Origin of the sequence: Enterococcus sp. AZ103, from assembly GCF_051714685.1 — a bacterium.
GTDB lineage: Bacteria > Bacillota > Bacilli > Lactobacillales > Enterococcaceae > Enterococcus_A > Enterococcus_A alishanensis.
Genome location: NZ_JBIOSI010000001.1, coordinates 1886784 through 1905155, shown reverse-complemented (window position 1 = coordinate 1905155; position 18372 = coordinate 1886784). Strand labels below are relative to the sequence as shown.

The 18372-nt window shown below is 36.1% G+C and carries 18 protein-coding genes; 6 read left to right on the top strand and 12 right to left on the bottom strand.

The features are described 5' to 3' along the window. The 3 genes from pyrH to rpsB form a co-directional block, all read right to left on the bottom strand. Positions 1–723, bottom strand: a complete 723-nt coding sequence (gene pyrH, locus ID741_RS09555; protein ID WP_218325018.1) for a UMP kinase — start codon at positions 721–723, stop codon at positions 1–3. A 125-nt stretch (positions 724–848) separates the two neighbouring features. Beyond that, positions 849–1730 (bottom strand): translation elongation factor Ts, encoded by an 882-nt coding sequence (gene tsf, locus ID741_RS09550; RefSeq protein WP_218325017.1) that lies wholly within the window; start codon positions 1728–1730, stop codon positions 849–851. 76 nt (positions 1731–1806) lie between these two features. Next, positions 1807–2604: a 30S ribosomal protein S2 gene (gene rpsB, locus ID741_RS09545; protein ID WP_218325016.1), complete on the bottom strand. Its 798-nt coding sequence runs from the start codon at positions 2602–2604 to the stop codon at positions 1807–1809. A gap of 271 nt (positions 2605–2875) precedes the next feature. On the opposite strand from rpsB, the gene ID741_RS09540 reads away from it, so the two are divergent. From ID741_RS09540 to phnX, 6 genes are all read left to right on the top strand, one after another. Beyond that, the gene (locus tag ID741_RS09540) at positions 2876–3349 is read left to right on the top strand and encodes an arginine repressor (RefSeq protein ID WP_218325015.1); all 474 of its coding nucleotides are present in this window, start codon (positions 2876–2878) and stop codon (positions 3347–3349) included. Between the two features lie 162 nt (positions 3350–3511). Next, complete coding sequence (locus ID741_RS09535; protein ID WP_218325014.1) at positions 3512–4270, top strand: ABC transporter ATP-binding protein; 759 nt, start codon at positions 3512–3514, stop codon at positions 4268–4270. Further along, on the top strand, positions 4263–5984 hold the full coding sequence (locus ID741_RS09530; protein ID WP_438719816.1) for an ABC transporter permease subunit: 1722 nt from the start codon (positions 4263–4265) through the stop codon (positions 5982–5984). Before ID741_RS09535 ends, ID741_RS09530 begins: the two co-directional genes overlap by 8 nt. After that, entirely contained in the window at positions 5866–6849 is a 984-nt protein-coding gene (locus tag ID741_RS09525; RefSeq protein ID WP_438719815.1) for an extracellular solute-binding protein, read from the top strand. Before ID741_RS09530 ends, ID741_RS09525 begins: the two co-directional genes overlap by 119 nt. A gap of 11 nt (positions 6850–6860) precedes the next feature. After that, entirely contained in the window at positions 6861–7952 is a 1092-nt protein-coding gene (phnW, locus tag ID741_RS09520) for a 2-aminoethylphosphonate--pyruvate transaminase (RefSeq protein ID WP_438719814.1), read from the top strand. Beyond that, positions 7942–8739, top strand: coding sequence for a phosphonoacetaldehyde hydrolase (phnX, locus tag ID741_RS09515; RefSeq protein ID WP_438719813.1), 798 nt, complete (start codon positions 7942–7944; stop codon positions 8737–8739). Before phnW ends, phnX begins: the two co-directional genes overlap by 11 nt. A gap of 84 nt (positions 8740–8823) precedes the next feature. On the opposite strand, the gene ID741_RS09510 is transcribed toward phnX, so the two are convergent. The 9 genes from ID741_RS09510 to galT form a co-directional block, all read right to left on the bottom strand. Then, positions 8824–9897, bottom strand: coding sequence for a BMP family lipoprotein (locus ID741_RS09510; protein WP_438719812.1), 1074 nt, complete (start codon positions 9895–9897; stop codon positions 8824–8826). 111 nt (positions 9898–10008) lie between these two features. Further along, a complete protein-coding gene (argS, locus tag ID741_RS09505) occupies positions 10009–11700 on the bottom strand; it encodes an arginine--tRNA ligase (RefSeq protein WP_218325008.1) in 1692 nt (563 codons plus the stop codon). A 271-nt stretch (positions 11701–11971) separates the two neighbouring features. Further along, positions 11972–12985, bottom strand: coding sequence for an ornithine carbamoyltransferase (gene argF, locus ID741_RS09500; RefSeq protein WP_218325007.1), 1014 nt, complete (start codon positions 12983–12985; stop codon positions 11972–11974). 128 nt (positions 12986–13113) lie between these two features. Then, the gene (tsaD, locus tag ID741_RS09495; protein ID WP_218325006.1) at positions 13114–14133 is read right to left on the bottom strand and encodes a tRNA (adenosine(37)-N6)-threonylcarbamoyltransferase complex transferase subunit TsaD; all 1020 of its coding nucleotides are present in this window, start codon (positions 14131–14133) and stop codon (positions 13114–13116) included. Next, a complete protein-coding gene (rimI, locus tag ID741_RS09490; protein WP_218325005.1) occupies positions 14126–14554 on the bottom strand; it encodes a ribosomal protein S18-alanine N-acetyltransferase in 429 nt (142 codons plus the stop codon). Before rimI (ID741_RS09490) ends, tsaD begins: the two co-directional genes overlap by 8 nt. Beyond that, on the bottom strand, positions 14547–15089 hold the full coding sequence (rimI, locus tag ID741_RS09485) for a ribosomal protein S18-alanine N-acetyltransferase (protein WP_218325004.1): 543 nt from the start codon (positions 15087–15089) through the stop codon (positions 14547–14549). Before rimI (ID741_RS09485) ends, rimI (ID741_RS09490) begins: the two co-directional genes overlap by 8 nt. Further along, a complete protein-coding gene (tsaB, locus tag ID741_RS09480; protein ID WP_218325003.1) occupies positions 15073–15774 on the bottom strand; it encodes a tRNA (adenosine(37)-N6)-threonylcarbamoyltransferase complex dimerization subunit type 1 TsaB in 702 nt (233 codons plus the stop codon). Before tsaB ends, rimI (ID741_RS09485) begins: the two co-directional genes overlap by 17 nt. Before the next feature lie 114 nt (positions 15775–15888). Then, entirely contained in the window at positions 15889–16869 is a 981-nt protein-coding gene (locus tag ID741_RS09475) for a LacI family DNA-binding transcriptional regulator (protein WP_438719811.1), read from the bottom strand. Positions 16870–16880: 11 nt separating this feature from the next. After that, on the bottom strand, positions 16881–18362 hold the full coding sequence (gene galT, locus ID741_RS09470) for a UDP-glucose--hexose-1-phosphate uridylyltransferase (RefSeq protein WP_438719810.1): 1482 nt from the start codon (positions 18360–18362) through the stop codon (positions 16881–16883). Between the last annotated feature and the right edge of the window lie 10 nt (positions 18363–18372).

Here is an 18372-nt window from a genome sequence, read left to right as displayed (position 1 = left end):
TTATTTCCCCCTCACTGTTGTTCCGATATTTTCTCCCAAAACAACTCGTTTAATATTACCTGGTTGGTTTAAGTTGAAAACTACGACTGGAATATCATTATCCATACTTAGAGAGCTTGCTGTCGAATCCATTACTTGCAATCCTTTAGCAATCACATCTAAGTGAGTTAATTCATCGAACTTAACGGCATTTGCATCCAATTTAGGATCGGCTGAATAAACACCATCAACATTATTTTTAGCCATTAAAATCACATCTGCATCAATTTCAGCAGCACGTAATGCTGCAGTAGTGTCAGTAGAGAAATATGGATTCCCTGTTCCACCGGCAAAAATAACAATCCGACCTTTTTCTAAATGACGTTCTGCTTTACGGCGAATATATGGTTCGGCAATTTGACGCATTTCGATTGATGTTTGTACACGGGTTGGTACACCAATATTTTCTAACGCATCTTGTAGCGCTAATGCATTCATCACTGTCGCCAACATGCCCATATAATCTGCTTGTGCACGTTCCATACCCATCTGTGCGCCTACATTTCCACGCCAAATATTTCCGCCACCAACAATAATTGCCATTTCGATACCTAATTCGTGAACTTCTTTAATTTCTTCTACGATTTCTTTGATAATTGGTGGATTAATACCAAATCTTTCATCGCCGGCTAAAGCTTCGCCACTTATTTTTAATACTACGCGTTGATATCTTGGTTCTGTCATTGTCATACCTCCAGAGTTGCTCTAATCATATTTTAGCATAAATTTTCTCTGAAACCTATTGAGTTATGCTTAAAAAAAGGGAGCGCACAAAAGATGCGTTCCCAATCCTGTTTTTTCAAACAGTTTTATTTTTTCACTTGATTCATAACTTCTTCAACAAAGTTATCTTCGCGTTTTTCGATACCTTCGCCAACTTCAAAACGAACGAAGTCTTTAACTGTAGCACCTTTAGATTCAACATATTTTTCAACTGTCATATCTGGATCTTTAACGAATGGTTGGTCAACTAAAGCAATTTCTGCTTTGAATTTGTTTAGACGGCCTTCAACCATTTTCGCAACGATTTTTTCAGGTTTGCCTTCGTTTAAAGCTTGTTCAGTTAAAACTGATTTTTCATGTTCTAACTCTTCAGCTGGAATTTGGCTTTCGTTTACATAACGAGGATTAATTGCTGCCACATGCATTGCTACATCTTTAGCAATCGCTTCGTCAGTTGTACCATCTAAAACAGTTAATACAGCGATACGACCGCCCATGTGTAAGTAACCACCGAAAGCAGCATTGTCAGCTTTTTCTAAAACTTTAAAACGACGGAAGCTGATTTTTTCACCAATTACTTGTGTTGCTTCGATTAATTCTTCAGAAATTGTACCATTTGAAGCTTTAAGAGCCATTGCTGCATCTAAATCAGCTGGTTTATGTTCAGCTACTAAATTAGCGATTTCTGCTACTAAGTTTTGGAATTTTTCATTTTTTGAAACAAAGTCAGTTTCTGAGTTTACTTCAACAATTGCTGCAAAATTTCCGTTGATTGCGACTGAAGCTAAACCTTCAGCTGCAATACGATCATTTTTCTTAGCTGCTTTAGACATTCCTTTTTCCCGTAAAAAATCTACAGCTTTGTCCATGTCGCCTTCTACTTCTACTAATGCTTTTTTAGCATCCATCATACCTACGCCTGTCATATCGCGTAATTCTTTTACTAATTTAGCTGTTACGTTTGCCATTTTAAATGGTCCTCCTCTAATTTTTCTAAAAAAGCTGCTTCAAAGCCTTACCTTTGAAGCAGCTAAAGCTACAAAATTATTCTGCTGATTCAGTAGTAGCGTTGTCGCCTTCTACTGCTTCAACGATTTCTTCGATTGAAGTTGCTTGTTCGCCAGCTTCTGTTGCGAAATCTTCAGCACCAATTTGATCTTCGCCTTGGTTACCTTCGATAAATGCGTCAGCCATTTTTGCAGTGATTAATTTCACGGCGCGAATTGCATCATCATTTGAAGGGATAACTACATCGATTTCATCTGGATCACAGTTTGTATCCACCATTGCAACGATTGGGATATTTAATTTGTGTGCTTCTTGCACAGCAATACGTTCTTTACGAGGGTCCACGATGTACATTACATCAGGAATTCTAGGCATATCAGCGATACCGCCTAAGAATTTTTCTAAACGTTCACGTTGTTTGTTCAAACCAGCAACTTCTTTTTTAGGTAAGACTTCAAAAGTTCCTTCAGCTTCCATTGCATTGATTTGTTTCAAACGAGCGATACGTTTTTGGATAGTATCCCAGTTAGTTAAAGTTCCACCTAACCATCTGTGGTTTACAAAGTACTGACCAGAGCGGATAGCTTCTTCTTTAATTGCTTCTTGGGCTTGTTTTTTAGTTCCTACGAATAATGCAACGCCGCCATCTTCAGCAACATTTTTCATGTAATCGTAAGCTGCATCTACTAATTTAACTGTTTTTTGTAAGTCAATGATGTAGATACCATTTCTTTCTGTGAAGATATATTTCTTCATTTTTGGGTTCCAGCGACGTGTTTGGTGACCAAAGTGTACGCCGGCTTCTAACAATTGTTTCATAGATAATACTGACATTTGTGTTCCTCCGTTTTTGGTTTTTTTCCTCTCGTGATTTTTAAAGCTCATTTTCAAACTCTCTAATTAGAAAGCACCTTAAAAATAATCTAATCACGATGTGGATTTTTGCCTGTAGTCTCCTACACACAATTTAATATTATACAGTAGGCTAATGGGAAAAGCAACTTTTTCTCTTTCTTATAATTTTCCCAGATGAAACTAATATTTATAAATATTTTTACAATGTTCTGCTATAATTAGTGCATAAAATTTAATTAGGAGAATTTTTATGCGTAAAATTGATCGACATAATTTAATTAAAAAAATCATTGTAGAAAATCCCATTCGGAACCAAAATGAATTAATGGCTTTATTAAATCAAGAAGGGATTCATGCGACACAAGCGACCATTTCTCGTGACATTCGTGATTTAAAAATTGTCAAAACTATTGATGACACTGGACAGCCACAGTTTAAGTTGTTCCAAGAAAATCCTGAACCTTCTGAAGACGATGAGATGAAACGACTAATTAAGATGTCACAAGAAATCATCGTTAACGTAGATCGTGTGCAATTCATGACCATTGTAACTACCTTGCCTGATAATGCCAATTTAGTTGCTGCGGTTTTAGATGAACTAAATAATCCATTGGTTGTGTCCACAATGGCGAGTTATGATACCATTTTTATTATTTCACGGACAGAAAAAGATGCCGAACATGTCCAACAATTTTTAACCGATCCAACCAACCATAAACTTTAAATAAAATACTGGAAGTAAACAAATTTTTGTTTACTTCCAGTTTTTTATTTACTTAAAATTTACAATCTCAATCAGTTAATCACAATCTTTATTTATATTTTTCATGAAGTTGATCAGAACTTAATACTGTTTCGCTAGACTCAAATCAAAGGAGTGAGTCATGTGTTAGTTATTAAGAATCTATCAAAAGCTTTTCATCAACAAGCCGTATTAAAAAACATCAATTTAACTATAGAAACTGGTGAAATTGTTTCAATTCTAGGACAATCTGGTTCTGGCAAAACAACCTTACTAAATATTATTTTAGGTTTAGATCAAGCAACAGAAGGACAATTGTTTTTTAACAACCAAGATATAACCACTGTCCCGATGGAAAAGCGTCCTTTTAATATCGTGTTTCAGGACTATGCTTTATTTCCAAATTTAACGGCTTATCAAAATCTAACTTATGGTTGTAAGAAAAAACAAGTTCCCCAAAACGAGATAAATGAATTGGTTGATTTATTGAATTTATCGCCTCATTTAAACAAACCCATCCAACAATTATCTGGCGGACAAAAACAACGGGTTGCTTTAGGCCGTACTTTAATGACCAAACCAGAAATCCTACTGTTAGATGAACCTCTCTCTGCTTTAGATGGCGTGATAAAGGAATCAATCAAGCAAAAAATCCAAGAAATCGCCAAAAAACTAAATTTAACGGTCATCATCGTCACCCATGATCCAGAAGAAGCCATGACTATGTCCGACAAAATTGTTGTCCTAGACGAAGGCACCATTGCTCAATGTAGTACACCAGCAGAAATTATTACGCAAACAAGTAATCGATTTGTTGAAGAGTTCATCATTCAACAATTAACTTTAAAACAGCAGAATATTCAGCAACTATTCCGACAGGCGCAGGGAATGTCTTATGAATAAATTGAATTTACAAACAAGCTTAAAAATACTCTTAACTGGATTCTTTCTTCTATTTTTGTTTTTACCCGTGGGATCCATTTTCTTTACTGCTTTCCCTTTTGAAGGAAAAGATAATTGGACAGTGTTTCTGGCAGTCTTTAACCAAGATTGGCAAGTTGCTTTTGCAAATAGTTTATTCTTTTCAATTTTAGCAGCCACTATTGCGACATTATTGGCCTTTTTATTAGCTTATGGAAATAATTTTACCGGTATCAATCAACGCTTTTTAAAGAGTCAAAGTCACGTATTGCAGCTACCAATGCTGATGCCAACAATCACCTATGGCTTTGTCCTGATCTATGCTTTTGGCACACAAGGACTTTGGGGGAAATATCTGCATCACTATTTTTCAATTTATGGTCCTTCAGGTGTAGTTCTTGGATTTATTATCTATATCTTGCCACCTTTATTTTTACTAATGAATAATTCGATGCGTTATTTGGATACCCGTTTATTTATTGTTTCTAGATTAATGCAAGATAATATTTGGCAATCTCTTAAAAATACGATTCTACAACCCATGCTACCAGTGATTGTGGTGGCTTTCTTGCAAGGATTTTTTATGAGTTTTACTGATTTTGGTATCCCAACGGCTTTGGCTGGTCAGACACCTTTTATTACTACCTTATTGTATGAGGGTTTTATGGGGACGATTCCGAATTTTCAATATGGTGCCATGATTGCTTTAACAATGCTATTACCTTCTATTATTAGCATTTATATTTTAAATCGACTGCAAAAGAAAGTGGTCGCTTTTGACCAGACTGCCCAAAAGAATATCCGTGAAAATAAAATTCGGGATTGCTTTTTTGCAAGCATGTTTTTACTCACGAATGTATTCATACTAGGAATTTTCGCAGTTTTACTGATTATTCCTTTCGTAAAAATGTGGCCATACGATTTAGTACCGACCATGGCGCACTTTACAGTATTCAGGCAAGACCAAACGTTATTGCTGACTTTAAAAAATTCTTTATTGGTTGCAGGTTTAACTGCGATTTTTGGAACTATTTTAGCTTATACGGCAGCCTTATTTACTGCACGGGAAAAGCCTAATAAGTTGAATCAATTAATTGATAGTTTCGCAACAGTAACTAACTCAATTCCTGGAATGGTTTTAGGGATTGCTTATTTACTACTGTTTAGTGGAACAGCTTTACACAATGGTTTACCAATTTTAATTTTTGTCACAATGGTTCACTATTTTGCTACTCCTTATCAGATGGCTAAAGATGGTTTGCAAAAAATGAATCAGAATTGGGAGAATACCGGACGATTAATGGGAGATTCTTGGTTAACCACCATCCGTCGCGTGTTGATTCCCAATTCAAAAATCACTTTATTAGATATGTTTAGTTATTACTTTGTTAACGGTATGGTAACAATTTCAGCGCTAATTTTCTTAACTAGTGCCAATACAATGGTTATGACGGCTAAGTTGAAAGAACTTCAACATTTCGGTCGTTTTAACGATATATTTTTCCTTTCACTCTCTATATTAATAATTAATGTTTTAGTGCAAGGAACGATTCAATTAATAAAAAGGAGCTTAACAAATGAAAAAGAAAACACTCGTAGCAATTGGACTCACTATTTCAGCATTATTATTCGGCGCTTGCAGCAGCTCGCAAGCAGAAAAAGATCCACAAGACGACAAAGTAGTGATTTACACTAATGCCGATGAAGAACCGGTCGAAGTAATTAAAAATGTCTTGGATCAAAATGGTTATCAAGATCAGTATGTTTTACAGTCTTTTGGTACTTCAGAATTAGGTAGCAAAATGCTATCTGAAGGGACAAATATTGAAACTGATTTAGTGACTATGAGTACTTTTTATTTAACGAGTGCACAAGATAGTAAAAAAATGTTCAAACCAGTCAATACAACCTTAGAGCCTTTAGACACAATTCCAAATTATACCGCGCCATTTACGGTTCAAGAAGGAACAATTTTTTATAATACGGAAGCGTTAAAAGAAAAAGGATTACCTATTCCTGCTAGTTTAAAAGATTTAGCAAAACCTGTTTATAAAGGTGCTTTGTCAATTTCTGATATTAAACAATCTTCAACTGCTTGGTTATTATTCCAAGCGCTAATCGATAACTATGGTGAAAAAGAAGCCAAAGAAATTCTAGCAGACATTTATAAAAATACCGGCGATCATCTAGAAGCTTCCGGTTCGGGACCAATTAAAAAAGTTCGTTTAGGCGAAGTAGCCATTGGTTTTGGCTTAAGACACCAAGCAGTCAAAGACAAAAACGAAGGTTTGCCGATTGATTACGTTGAACCAACCGAAGGAACTTATAGCTTAACAGAATCACTGGCTTTAGTTGACAAAGGTGAAGCTACCAATCCAAAAGCACAAAAAATGCTCAATACAATTTTATCTAAAGGTCGTAATAATCTGTTGGAAATTTATCCAAGTCCCCTTTATCAAGGTGAAGAAAACCAAGACTTAGATACCGCAGCAAAGAATAAAATTTTTCCACAAACATTAACTGCAGAGCTTTTAGCAGAACATCAAAAATTAATTGATTAGGAGTTTCATTTATGAATTATAAATTATTAACCCCAGGTCCTTTAACCACCACTGACAGTGTTAAGCAAGCAATGTTAGTTGATCATTGTACTTGGGATCAAAAATATAAAGAAATCACACAAACGATTCGTCAAGAATTATTGCAACTGGCCCATGTCACATCAGCTGAATACACAACGGTTTTGATGCAAGGAAGTGGCAGTTTTGGTGTTGAATCTGTATTAAGTTCAGTCATTGCACCCACAGATATAGTATTAATTTGTGTAAATGGTGCCTATGGTCACCGTATGGTTCAAATGGCGGAGCGTCACGGATTAAGTTATTATGTCTACGAAGTCAATGAAAATGAAGTGCCAAGAGCAAATGATATTGAAAATATTTTAATCAGCTATCCAGAAATTTCGGCTTTAGCCATCGTCCATAGTGAAACAACTTCTGGAATATTGAATCCTTTAACAGAAATTTCAAAAGTGGCAAAAGAAAACAATTTACTCTTCATTGTTGATGCCATGTCTAGTTTTGGAGGAATTGAATTAGATGTAGCTGCTTTAAAGATTGATTTTTTGGTTTCCAGTAGCAATAAATGTATTCAAGGGGTGCCAGGATTTTCTTTTGTAATTGCTAAAAAAATAGCTTTGGAGAAACGAAAAAACCATGCTCGGACACTTTCATTAGATCTGTATGATCAATATCAAGTGATGGAAAAAGATGGTAAATGGCGATTCACTTCTCCCACCCATACAGTGTTAGCCTTTTTGGAAGCTTTAAAAGAATTAAGAAAGGAAGGCGGCATCAACCAAAGACATTTACGTTATTTGGCCAACAATCAGTTATTAAGAGAAAATATGGCTGATCTTGGGTATGAAAGCTACTTATCCGAGCATCAAGGACCGTTTATTACCTCCTTCATGTTTCCAACAAAAAATTTCTCGTTTACCAATTTTTATCAGCATTTAAAAGATCATGGTTTTGTGATTTATCCTGGGAAAATCAGCCAAATAGATTGTTTTAGAATCGGCAATATCGGTGAAATTTATCCCACAGATATCCAAAAATTAACTGAAGTTATCGCTACTTATCAGGAGGTTGCAAATGTCATTTAATACAGTTATTTTTGATTGGGCTGGAACCACAGTTGACTACGGTTGTATGGCTCCAGTCAATGCCTTTAAAAAAGCATTTATCGCACACAAAATAGAATTAACCAACCAAGAAATTCGTGAACCAATGGGGCAATTAAAAATAGACCACACTCGGACACTTATCAATAGTCAAAAAGTACAAGAGCAATGGCTAGCCCATTATCAAAAACTGCCTACTGAAAAAGATGTGGCAATTATTTATGCAGCTTTTGAAAAATATTTATTTAGTGATCTAGCAGTAAATTCCCAATTAAAACCAGAAACGTTGCAAGTCATGAAGGCTTTAAAGCAAGAAGGTTTTAACATCGGCTCTACCACTGGCTACACCCGTCAAATGATGGAAATCGTAGCCGCAGAAGCGCAAAAACAGGGTTATTCTCCAGATTTTATTGTGACACCCGATGAGGTAGAAAATTTAGGACGACCTTATCCTTATATGATTTATCAGAATATGCAACACTTTAAAAACCTTTCCTTAAAAGAAGTAGTAAAGGTCGGCGATACTCGCTCAGATATTGAAGAAGGAAAAAATGCCGGCGTGTTTACTGTAGCAGTGATTGAGGGCAGTTCGGAAATGGGCTTGTCGCAAGCAGAATATGAAGCTTTGGATGTACGACAAAAACAGCGCTTGATCGTGAATTTAGAGGACCAATTTCACCATTGGGGAGCGGATTTATGCGTAAAAAATCTTGATGAACTGGTTGAGTATTTGGCAAAAGAGAATCAAAAAATAAAATTGTTTGGTTGAACATTTCAGTTGCAACGTAAATAATTAGCAATACAATTCCCCATAATCAAAGGGCTATGACGAAATTCGCCACAGCCCTTTGATTTATTTTTCTGGAACAATTAGTTCACCACTAATTATTTTTTCTCTGGCAGCATTTACGGCAGTTAACGTTTCTTCATTTAATTGCCCATCAGTTAAATCAACACCATCTTCTTTAAGACCAAAAGTCAAAAGTTTCCCCCCAGGAAATTTGTCGGTATAGGAATAATTAGCAATTTCTTCAACCGCTGAGCCAACATTCTTTTTAGTTGAAGTCAGGCAGAAATTTCCTGTACTACCATCAGCCATCTCGTAATCTCCTTCATCAGATTGATCACGATCAACACCAATTACCCAAACTTTTTGATCTTGATTATTTTCGTTGCGGGCCTTTGCTTCTTGGAAAACACCAGCACCAGTGCTACCAGCTGCTTGATAAATGATATCGGCTCCAGCTTCATACATTGAAGCAGCAATTGCTTTCCCCCGATCAGGCGCATCATACGAAGCAGCATATTGACTATTAACAGTAATTTCTTTTTCTAACGCTTCTGCGCCAGCAGCAACACCGGCTTCAAAACCTTTTTCAAAACGTGCAATAACTGGCCCTTCCATACCGCCGATAAACCCGACTTGACCTGTTGTAGTTGAATAAGCTGCCGCTAATCCGGCTAGATACGCACTTTCTTGATCATTAAAGGTAGCTGACACTACATTATCAACATCTTCCACTTCACCATCTACTAAAGCAAAATTTAAACTCGGATTTTGTTCAGCCGCTTCTTTAATAGCATCGGCTTGTAAATAGCTCAAACTAATAATGGTTTGAAATCCATTTTCGACTGCATTGGCAATATTTGTACTATTGTCTGCTGGTTCATTGGTTTCAATATAAGTAAAATCTTTTTTCTCAGTCAATCCTTTTTCTTTGCCCCAAGCTTCTAAACCTTCCCAGCCAGCTTGATTGAAAGAACGATCATCCACACCGCCAAAGCCGAGAACCAAAGCAATTTTCCCACTATCTCCTTGATTATCAGATTTCGACGTTTCACTACCATTGCCACAACCTGCTAAAACGCCCAAAAAAGCTAATACAAATAATCCCCGTAAAAATTTCACTCTTTTCCCTCTTTTCATTCAAAATATTTTGATAATTGCCTGTTAATTATAACACAACCATTAGGTGTCTTGACAGTTATATGAAAATTTGCGGAAAAAAAAACGGAGACACTAATCTCCGTTAAAAAGTTACATTTTGTTAGGCGCTTCTACGCCTAGCAATCTTAAATCTTCTTTCAAGATTACTGTTACCGCATAAACTAAAGCAAGACGTGCTTCTTTTCCTTGATCTTCTACCAATACTTTTGTATGGGCATAATATTTATTAAAGGCTTGCGCCAATTTAATCGCATGTTTTGCAATAACTGATGGCTCATACTGATCCGCAGCTTGAGTGACTGTTTCTGGGTAAGTTTGTAATAGTTTGATGATTTCCCAGCTATCAGCGTCATTTAATTGATAACTCACTTTCGCATCTGGCTTAAAGTTGGCTTTTTCTAAAATTGTCATTGCCCGCGCGTGTGTATATTGTACATATGGCCCTGTTTCCCCTTCAAAACGAACGACCTCTTTTAAGTCAAAATCAAAATTATTTAAGCGATCATTTTTCAAATCATGGAAAATTACAGCTCCAACACCGACTTGATGAGCTACTTCTTCTTTATTTGGCAGATCAGGATTTTTTTCAACAATTTGTTGTAACGCCGAGTCTTTTGCTTCATTCAAAACTTCTTCCAGTAAAACAATCTTCCCTTTACGAGTAGATAATTTTTTACCATCCTTAGTAATTAGACCAAATTTTATATGTTCCATATTATCAGACCAATCAAAGCCCATTTCTTTTAAAACTGCTTTTAATTGCTTAAAGTGAACGGTTTGTTCGTTTCCAACGACGTATAAAGATTTTTCAAAGTTGTAAGTCCGTTTGCGATAAATCGCTGCTGCTAAGTCGCGAGTGATATACAAAGTTGCACCATCAGATTTTTTAATCAAAGCTGGATTTAAATTATACGCTTCAAGATCAACAATTTCTGCCCCTTGATCTTCTTTCAATAAATGTTTTTCTTCCAACATAGTTACTACTTCAGCCATTTTGTCATTATAAAAAGCTTCACCGTTGAAAGAATCAAAGGTAATACCTAACATATCATAAATATTATTAAACTCTTTTAATGATTCATCTCTAAACCATTGCCATAACTCTAAGGCTTCTGCATCATCTTCTTCTAGTTTTTTAAACCAAGCTCGTGCTTCGTCATTTAATACCGGTTCTGTCTCAGCTCTTTCATGAAACTCAACATACAAACGCAATAACTCGGTAATTGGCGCAGCCTTAACGGCTTCAGCAGATCCCCATTTTTTATAGGCAACAATTAATTTACCGAATTGAGTTCCCCAATCTCCTAAATGATTGATTTTTACTGGTTGATAACCAATTTTTGCTAAAATCAAACTAATTGAATTCCCGATAACTGTTGAACGTAGATGGCCCATCGAAATTGGTTTGGCAATATTTGGCGAAGACATATCAATCGTGACATTGTTTTCATTACCAATATTGCTGTCACCAAAATGATTCCCGTTAGCAACTACTTCTTTTAAAACGGCTTGACTAATAACTGTTTTGTTCATAAAGAAGTTTAAATAAGGTCCGACAACTTCAATTTTTTCAAAATCAGTTGAATCAATTTTCTCAGCGATGTCTGCTGCAATTTGTTGTGGCGCTTTTCTAAAAATTTTAGCTAAGGCAAAAGTTGGAAATGCTACATCTCCATGGTCGGCTGATTTCGGTTTTTCTAAAAAATTAACGATTTGATCATAAGATAATTCATCACCAATTGCTGCTTGTAATGCTTTTGCTACGATTTCTTTATTATTCATTCCTGTTTCCTCCCTTAAACGCAAAAAAAGTCCCTGATGTAAAAACATCAGAGACGAGAATTCCCGCGGTACCACTCTTATTGTCGTAAAACGACCTACTTTTCTATAACGGTAGCTGCCGTTTCATCTCAAAAGTGCGATCTTTACCTTCCATTTATCTGGCTTTCACTAACCCAGACTCGCTAAAAATTTCCGATAAACAATTCTTTTTCTACGATGAAATAAATATTTGAACTCATCTTATCAAATATTTTTCCATCTGGCTAGTCAATTATGCTTTCGGAATAAATAAATTTCCTAAAGTTGCAGCCATCACCGCTTTAATCGTATGCATTCGATTCTCTGCTTGTTCAAATTGATGAGCATATGGCGCATTAAAGACTTCATCAGTGACTTCCATTTCGCTCAAGCCATATTTTTCTTTGATTTCTAAAGCTACTTCCGTATTTAAATCATGAAAAGCTGGTAAGCAATGTAAGAAGATAGTTTTATTATTTTTCGTTTTATTCATCAATGTTTGGTTCACCTGATAAGGCAATAACAAATCAATCCGTTCTTGATAATTGTCTTCTTCACCCATAGATACCCACACATCAGTATAAATCACATCTGCTCCTGAAACACCTTCATCAATATCTGCTGTAATCAGAATTTTTGCACCGGATTGAGCTGCCGTTTTTTCTGCTAAAGCAATTAATTCCTCTTTCGGATATAAACTTTCAGGTGTGACGATATGAATATTTACACCTAAAATTGCTCCGGTAATTAATAAAGAATTAGCAACATTATTTCTACCATCTCCAACATAAGCCAAAGTAAGATTCTCTAAAGTTCCAAATTGTTCTTTAATGGTTAAAAAATCGGCTAACATTTGAGTAGGATGCCAATCATCTGTTAAACCATTCCATACCGGTACCCCTGAATACTTAGCTAAATCTTCCACAACTGCTTGTGAAAAGCCTCGGAATTCAATCCCATCAAACATACTGCCTAAAACCTTTGCTGTATCGGCAACCGATTCTTTTTTTCCTAATTGAATATCATTTTTTCCTAAAAACTCTGGATGCGCACCTAAATCAATCGCTGCTGTAGTGAAAGCCGCGCGGGTTCTAGTGGACGTTTTTTCAAATAGTAAAGCAATATTTTTTCCTGCTAAATAATGGTGTTGGATATTTTGTTGTTTCAAGTGCTTTAAATGAGCTGCGAAATCTATCAAATTATTCAGCTCTGCCTGGTTAAAATCCAATTCTTTTAAGAAACTTTTCCCTTGAAATATTGAATACATAAACTACCTCCGCGTGAATATTTAATCAAAATATTCATTTAAAATTTATTTTTATTCATTTTACATGATGTTTTTGCAAATTTCAAGCAAAATAAAGAATCGTCGAATATTTTTCGACGATTCTTAAATTAGATGTGTTCAAAAGCCAAACTTGGGTCAGCATTTAAGTCCATAGCTGCAAACTGTTGTTGTTGCATTTCGATTTCAGCAGCAGCACCAATCATGGCTGCATTATCGCCACACAAACGTAGAGGTGGTACAACAAAGTCTAATTCAGGAAAATATTCAGCAATTTCTTGACTAAATTTCTCTCTTAAGCCTTGATTAGCTGCAACGCCACCGGCTAGAACCAATTGATTTACATCATATTCGGTACAAGCCCGTAAAGTTTTAGTCACCAACGTTTCGATTACACTAGCTTGAAAACTAGCGGCCAAGTCTTCTTTAATTAATATTTCATTTCGTTGTTCGGCATTATGTACTAAATTTATAAAGGCACTTTTCAGTCCGCTAAAGCTAAAATCATAATTGTCTTCTTTTAACATGGCACGAGGAAAATGATAAGTATCCTTTCCAAGATGCGCCAATTGATCGATTTCACGACCGCTAGGATAGCTTAAACCCAACACCCGTCCAACTTTGTCATAAGCTTCTCCGGCAGCATCATCTCGTGTTTCACCAATAATTTCATAAGAACCATCTTTTGCCATGTAAACCAATTCAGTATGACCACCGCTGACTAATAAAGCCATCAACGGGAAATTCAAGGGTTTAACTAATTTTGCTGCATAAATATGTCCCGCCATATGATTTACTGGAATCAGTGGTAAATTGTTCGCCCAAGCAAAAGCTTTAGCAGCACTTAAGCCTATTAATAATGCCCCAACCAAACCAGGACCATACGTTACCGCAACTGCTGATAGATCTTTTGCTGTTACCTTTGCTTCAGTCAGTGCATCTTCTAAGCAAAGAGTAATTTGTTCCACATGATGACGACTAGCCACTTCTGGTACGACTCCGCCAAAACGTTTATGGCTATTAATTTGCGATGCGACAATATTTGATAAAATTTGATTGCCATTTTCAATTACTGCGACACTGGTTTCATCACAGCTACTTTCGATTGCTAATATTAATTCTCTATCCATTTTCTTTTCCTACCTTTAAGGCCATCAATACCGCATTTTCCGTGGGTTGATGATAATAATTTTTCCGCTGACCAATTTTCTCAAAACCTTTTTTTAAATAAAAGTTTTGTGCCTGAAGATTTGACTCTCTTACTTCTAAAAAAATAGTTTTGACTTGTTGCGACTCTGCAAACTCAATTAGTTTCTTCAATAGTTCACTGCCTAAGCCCTTTTGTTTAGTGGCAATATTGGTAATTTCAATCTCATCTAAAACATGGTGGATACTTAAAAATGCCTCTGACAGATCATTGCCGGCAAAAAAATAATGACTGTGGTCAAGTGCTAAGTCACTTTCGAAATCACGGATCTGCCATGGACTACCGTATTCGTATGCAGTTTGGCAAATATCCCAGACTATTTGTGGTACTTCATCCTTAATCATCTATTTTTTTCACCATTTCCAAAGCGTCTTCTTGGTCTTCTGTATAATAATTTACGTGAACCTGAGCCAAATCAAAACCAAAACGACGATAAAGTCTTTGGGCCGCATGATTTGATGCCCGCACTTCTAATGACATCGTTTGGCAGTGATAAGATCGTGCAAATTTTTCTGTTTCTGCCAATAAATAGCCGCCAATCTTTTTATTTTGATAGCTTGGTTTAACTGCAACATTTGTAATATGATTGTCTCCAGACATGACCCGACTACCAATAAAAGCTACCAGCTCACTTTCTTTGAACACACACAAATATAGATGAATCATTGGAGAATAAATTTCAGAAATAAAGGCACTTTTACTCCACGGAGCAAAACCAGCGTAAACATCTTTTTCCAATTCAATAACCATTGATACATCGCTATTTTTCATCGTTCTCACAAAAAAAGTTTCATTGTTTATGATAACTTCTTTTGGCGTAAAGTTTGGCTGTTGTCCGTAAATTAAACTTCTTAAAAATCCGCTAAACTTTTTCAACATAGTCACTGCCTGCTTCATGGGTAGCTAACCATTTTTCTTCTGCTTCTACACGTTTTAAATAGGCTGGAACAAAACCATCAATATTGTTTTCCGGCAAAAAGTCCTCTGCTAATTTGGCCAAGACTGCGCCGCTAGGTAAATTCAACTGACTTATTGTAACTTTTGCGTCAGGAATCATCGTTTGAATGTCTGACAAGAACTTTTCAGCTTCCCCCACAAAAATAGCTTTTTGTTGTAATTTATTTAATAACTCAGGCAGAGGAATATGTTGGTCTGGTAATACATTTGTCAGCTTATTGTCTTGCCATTGATAAATTCCCGCGTAAACATTATTTCGACGGGCATCAAAGATCGGTACAATCAATTCATCCGTTAGAATATTTGCTGCAATTCCAGCCAAACTTGATACCCCTACCAATTCAATATCTAACGTTTTGGCCAATGTTTTTGCAGTTGTTACGGCAATCCTAATACCAGTATATGACCCTGGTCCCTTTGCCACCACGATTCGATCCAAATCAGCTGGAACTAAATCACTGGCTTTCATAACTGCCTCAATAGCAGGCATCAAAGTTAAACTATGGTTGGTTTTTTTATTTAATTGGAAATTAGCAATGACTTGATCATCTACCACTACCGCAACTGTTAAGGCTTGGTTAGATGTATCCATGGCTAAAACTTTCATTTTCTTTCCTCGCTTTTTTAAGATAACGATAGTTTAACATAAAATAGTTTTTGGTTATAGCCTCTGTGTTTCACCAAAAAAGCAAAGCAGACTGAACTACTTTGCTTTTAAAGATTAGCTGACTGAATCTCTTATTATTAATTTTGTACTTAACATAATTTTACGAGAAACTGGTGGCGGCTCTTTAATATTTTCTAACATAGTTGTTACTGCTAATTCGCCCATCCAATCAGTTTCAACCTTAATCGTTGTTAACGGTGGTGATAAATATTGCGCCACACTGATGTCATTAAAACCAACAATTGAAACGTCTTTTGGAATGAGATAACCTTTTTTCTTTAACGCCTGCATCGCACCAATCGCTAATGCGTCACTAGCACAAAAAAACACTTCAGGAATAGCTCTTTTTTCCTTTAAAAATAGTTTGATGGCTTTTTTTCCTGCCTCAACGGAAAAATGATCAGCAACGATATAATCAGCTAATAAATTTTGCTGAGTACTTGAAGCTTTAAAAAACTTCAATCGGGGATCGGGAATTTCTTGCTGGCTACCTTTTGTATATTCCTTGCCACTTAAAATAGCCACATGTTTAAAAGATTTTTCTTGGAAGAAGGCCAGGAGTTTTCCAATACTTGCTTCAAAATCAACAATAATAGAGTCAACATTTGCTGCAGTCCCATCAAAATCAACGAGCAACAAATGGTCATCCAGTTTTTTTAATTTTTGAATCTGCTCAGTATCAAATTTTCCCACTGCAATGGTTCCATTTACAACTGTTTCTGATAACTGTTCAAAAGACTCTCTCAATAACTGGATATTCAGCTCTTCTGCTTTTTTCTCAATCCCCATTCGAATCGAATAATAGTATAAATCTGCCAATTCTTCTTGACTGTCATACCATTGGAGCAAACGAATGACGGTCGCTTCTTTTTTATTTGGGCGTTTGTGTTTGGTATAGTTCAATTCCTCTGCCGTAGCAAAAACTTTAGCTTTTGTTTGCTCACCGACAGATAAGGTCGCATCATAATTTAATACACGAGAGACTGTGGCTGGTGAAACACCGGCTTGTTTGGCAATATCACGAATTGTTGCCATATTTTCTCCCCCTACAAAGAATCAGTAAATTTTTTAAAAGCATTTTGACCTTTTTCATTCCGCTTAAAGACACCCGCGTCTTCTAAGACACGTGCAAAAACCTGACCAACTGCCTCTTGAACAACTTTTTCTACATTTTCTGTGGTGATTTCTTTTTCTTGCTTCAGGTTATCTGCCCAGGCAAGATGATATTCAGAGATTTTATTGGGTTGATCTAATAAATACTTTTCAACCTCAGCTAATTCGGGTTTCAAACGAGGTGGTAAGATAGCTAGACCCATTACTTCGATCAAACCAATATTTTCTTTTTTAATATGCTGAACATCAGGATGAGGATGAAAAATCCCGTCAGGATATTGTTCTGAAACATTATTATCCCGTAAAACTAAATCAATTTGAAAGACCTCATCGACCTTTCGCGCAATCGGTGTGATGGTATGATGTTGAACGCCATCAGTTGTTTCAGCAACAACTTCCACCGTGGAATCCGTATATTTTTGCCATTGTTTTAAAACATAATCTGCTGCTAGACTTAAATCTTGAGAATTTTTACTGGTTAGTCGAATTACAGACATCGGCCATTTAACGATCCCTGCATTTACTTCAGGAAAACCTGTTAAATTAAAAGCATGTTCGATCTCAGCAACCGCCATCGGAAAAGTATGACGGCCCCCTTGATAATGGTCATGAGATAAAATCGAGCCTCCGACAATTGGTAAATCAGCATTAGAGCCCACCATATAGTGAGGCAAGACTTCAACAATTTTCAACAGTCGTGTAAAGGTTGCTTGGTTAATTTTCATCGGCCGATGTTCTTCCGACAAAATAATGCAATGCTCGTCATAATAAGCATAAGGTGAATATTGTAAGCCCCAAGACTCTCCATCTAAATTCATTCGAATAATCCGGTGATTTGTTCGAGCAGGATAATTTAGACGACCTTTATATCCTTCATTTTCCATACATAATAAACATTTTGGATAATCGACTTTGACAGCATTTCTTTCAGCAGCAATTTGTTTTGGATCTTTTTCTGGTTTCGACAAATTAATGGTGATTTCTAAGGTACCGTAGTCTGTTTCAGTAGGAAAAATAATATTTTGAGCAATTTCCCGAGTCTTAATATAATTATTGTCACGACTTAAATTATAAAAATAGTCAGTAGCAATTTTTGGATCTTTTGAGTAGTATTGGGCAAAATAAGCATTTACCACTGATGGTGGTGGCGTTAGCAAATCCATGATTTGAGCTTCTAAGATATCTCGTTCTGCCGGGATATCAGCTATTAATTGGTTCTCAAGTGCTTGAGCTAATAATTTTTCCAGCAAATCAAGGCTGTTCTCAGTAACCACCCGAACTTTTCTTTCTGTTAACACATCTTCACCGATTAAAGCCAATAATTTATTTTCTAAATAAATTCGATCCAAGTCCATCCAACCACCAGATTGAATGGCTAAACTAATAAAATCTGTCACAACTTGACTGATTGACATGTCTATTCCT

What these genes read in the sequence shown, in the direction of transcription:
- pyrH (WP_218325018.1), bottom strand. Translation starts at nt 723, where the DNA reads ATGACAGAACCAAGATATCAACGCGTAGTATTAAAAATAAGTGGCGAA.
- tsf (WP_218325017.1), bottom strand. Translation starts at nt 1,730, where the DNA reads ATGGCAAACGTAACAGCTAAATTAGTAAAAGAATTACGCGATATGACA.
- rpsB (WP_218325016.1), bottom strand. Translation starts at nt 2,604, where the DNA reads ATGTCAGTATTATCTATGAAACAATTGTTAGAAGCCGGCGTACACTTT.
- ID741_RS09540 (WP_218325015.1), top strand. Translation starts at nt 2,876, where the DNA reads ATGCGTAAAATTGATCGACATAATTTAATTAAAAAAATCATTGTAGAA.
- ID741_RS09530 (WP_438719816.1), top strand. Translation starts at nt 4,263, where the DNA reads ATGAATAAATTGAATTTACAAACAAGCTTAAAAATACTCTTAACTGGA.
- ID741_RS09525 (WP_438719815.1), top strand. Translation starts at nt 5,866, where the DNA reads ATGAAAAAGAAAACACTCGTAGCAATTGGACTCACTATTTCAGCATTA.
- phnW (WP_438719814.1), top strand. Translation starts at nt 6,861, where the DNA reads ATGAATTATAAATTATTAACCCCAGGTCCTTTAACCACCACTGACAGT.
- phnX (WP_438719813.1), top strand. Translation starts at nt 7,942, where the DNA reads ATGTCATTTAATACAGTTATTTTTGATTGGGCTGGAACCACAGTTGAC.
- ID741_RS09510 (WP_438719812.1), bottom strand. Translation starts at nt 9,897, where the DNA reads ATGAAAAGAGGGAAAAGAGTGAAATTTTTACGGGGATTATTTGTATTA.
- argS (WP_218325008.1), bottom strand. Translation starts at nt 11,700, where the DNA reads ATGAATAATAAAGAAATCGTAGCAAAAGCATTACAAGCAGCAATTGGT.
- argF (WP_218325007.1), bottom strand. Translation starts at nt 12,985, where the DNA reads ATGTATTCAATATTTCAAGGGAAAAGTTTCTTAAAAGAATTGGATTTT.
- tsaD (WP_218325006.1), bottom strand. Translation starts at nt 14,133, where the DNA reads ATGGATAGAGAATTAATATTAGCAATCGAAAGTAGCTGTGATGAAACC.
- rimI (WP_218325005.1), bottom strand. Translation starts at nt 14,554, where the DNA reads ATGATTAAGGATGAAGTACCACAAATAGTCTGGGATATTTGCCAAACT.
- rimI (WP_218325004.1), bottom strand. Translation starts at nt 15,089, where the DNA reads ATGTTGAAAAAGTTTAGCGGATTTTTAAGAAGTTTAATTTACGGACAA.
- tsaB (WP_218325003.1), bottom strand. Translation starts at nt 15,774, where the DNA reads ATGAAAGTTTTAGCCATGGATACATCTAACCAAGCCTTAACAGTTGCG.
- ID741_RS09475 (WP_438719811.1), bottom strand. Translation starts at nt 16,869, where the DNA reads ATGGCAACAATTCGTGATATTGCCAAACAAGCCGGTGTTTCACCAGCC.
- galT (WP_438719810.1), bottom strand. Translation starts at nt 18,362, where the DNA reads ATGTCAATCAGTCAAGTTGTGACAGATTTTATTAGTTTAGCCATTCAA.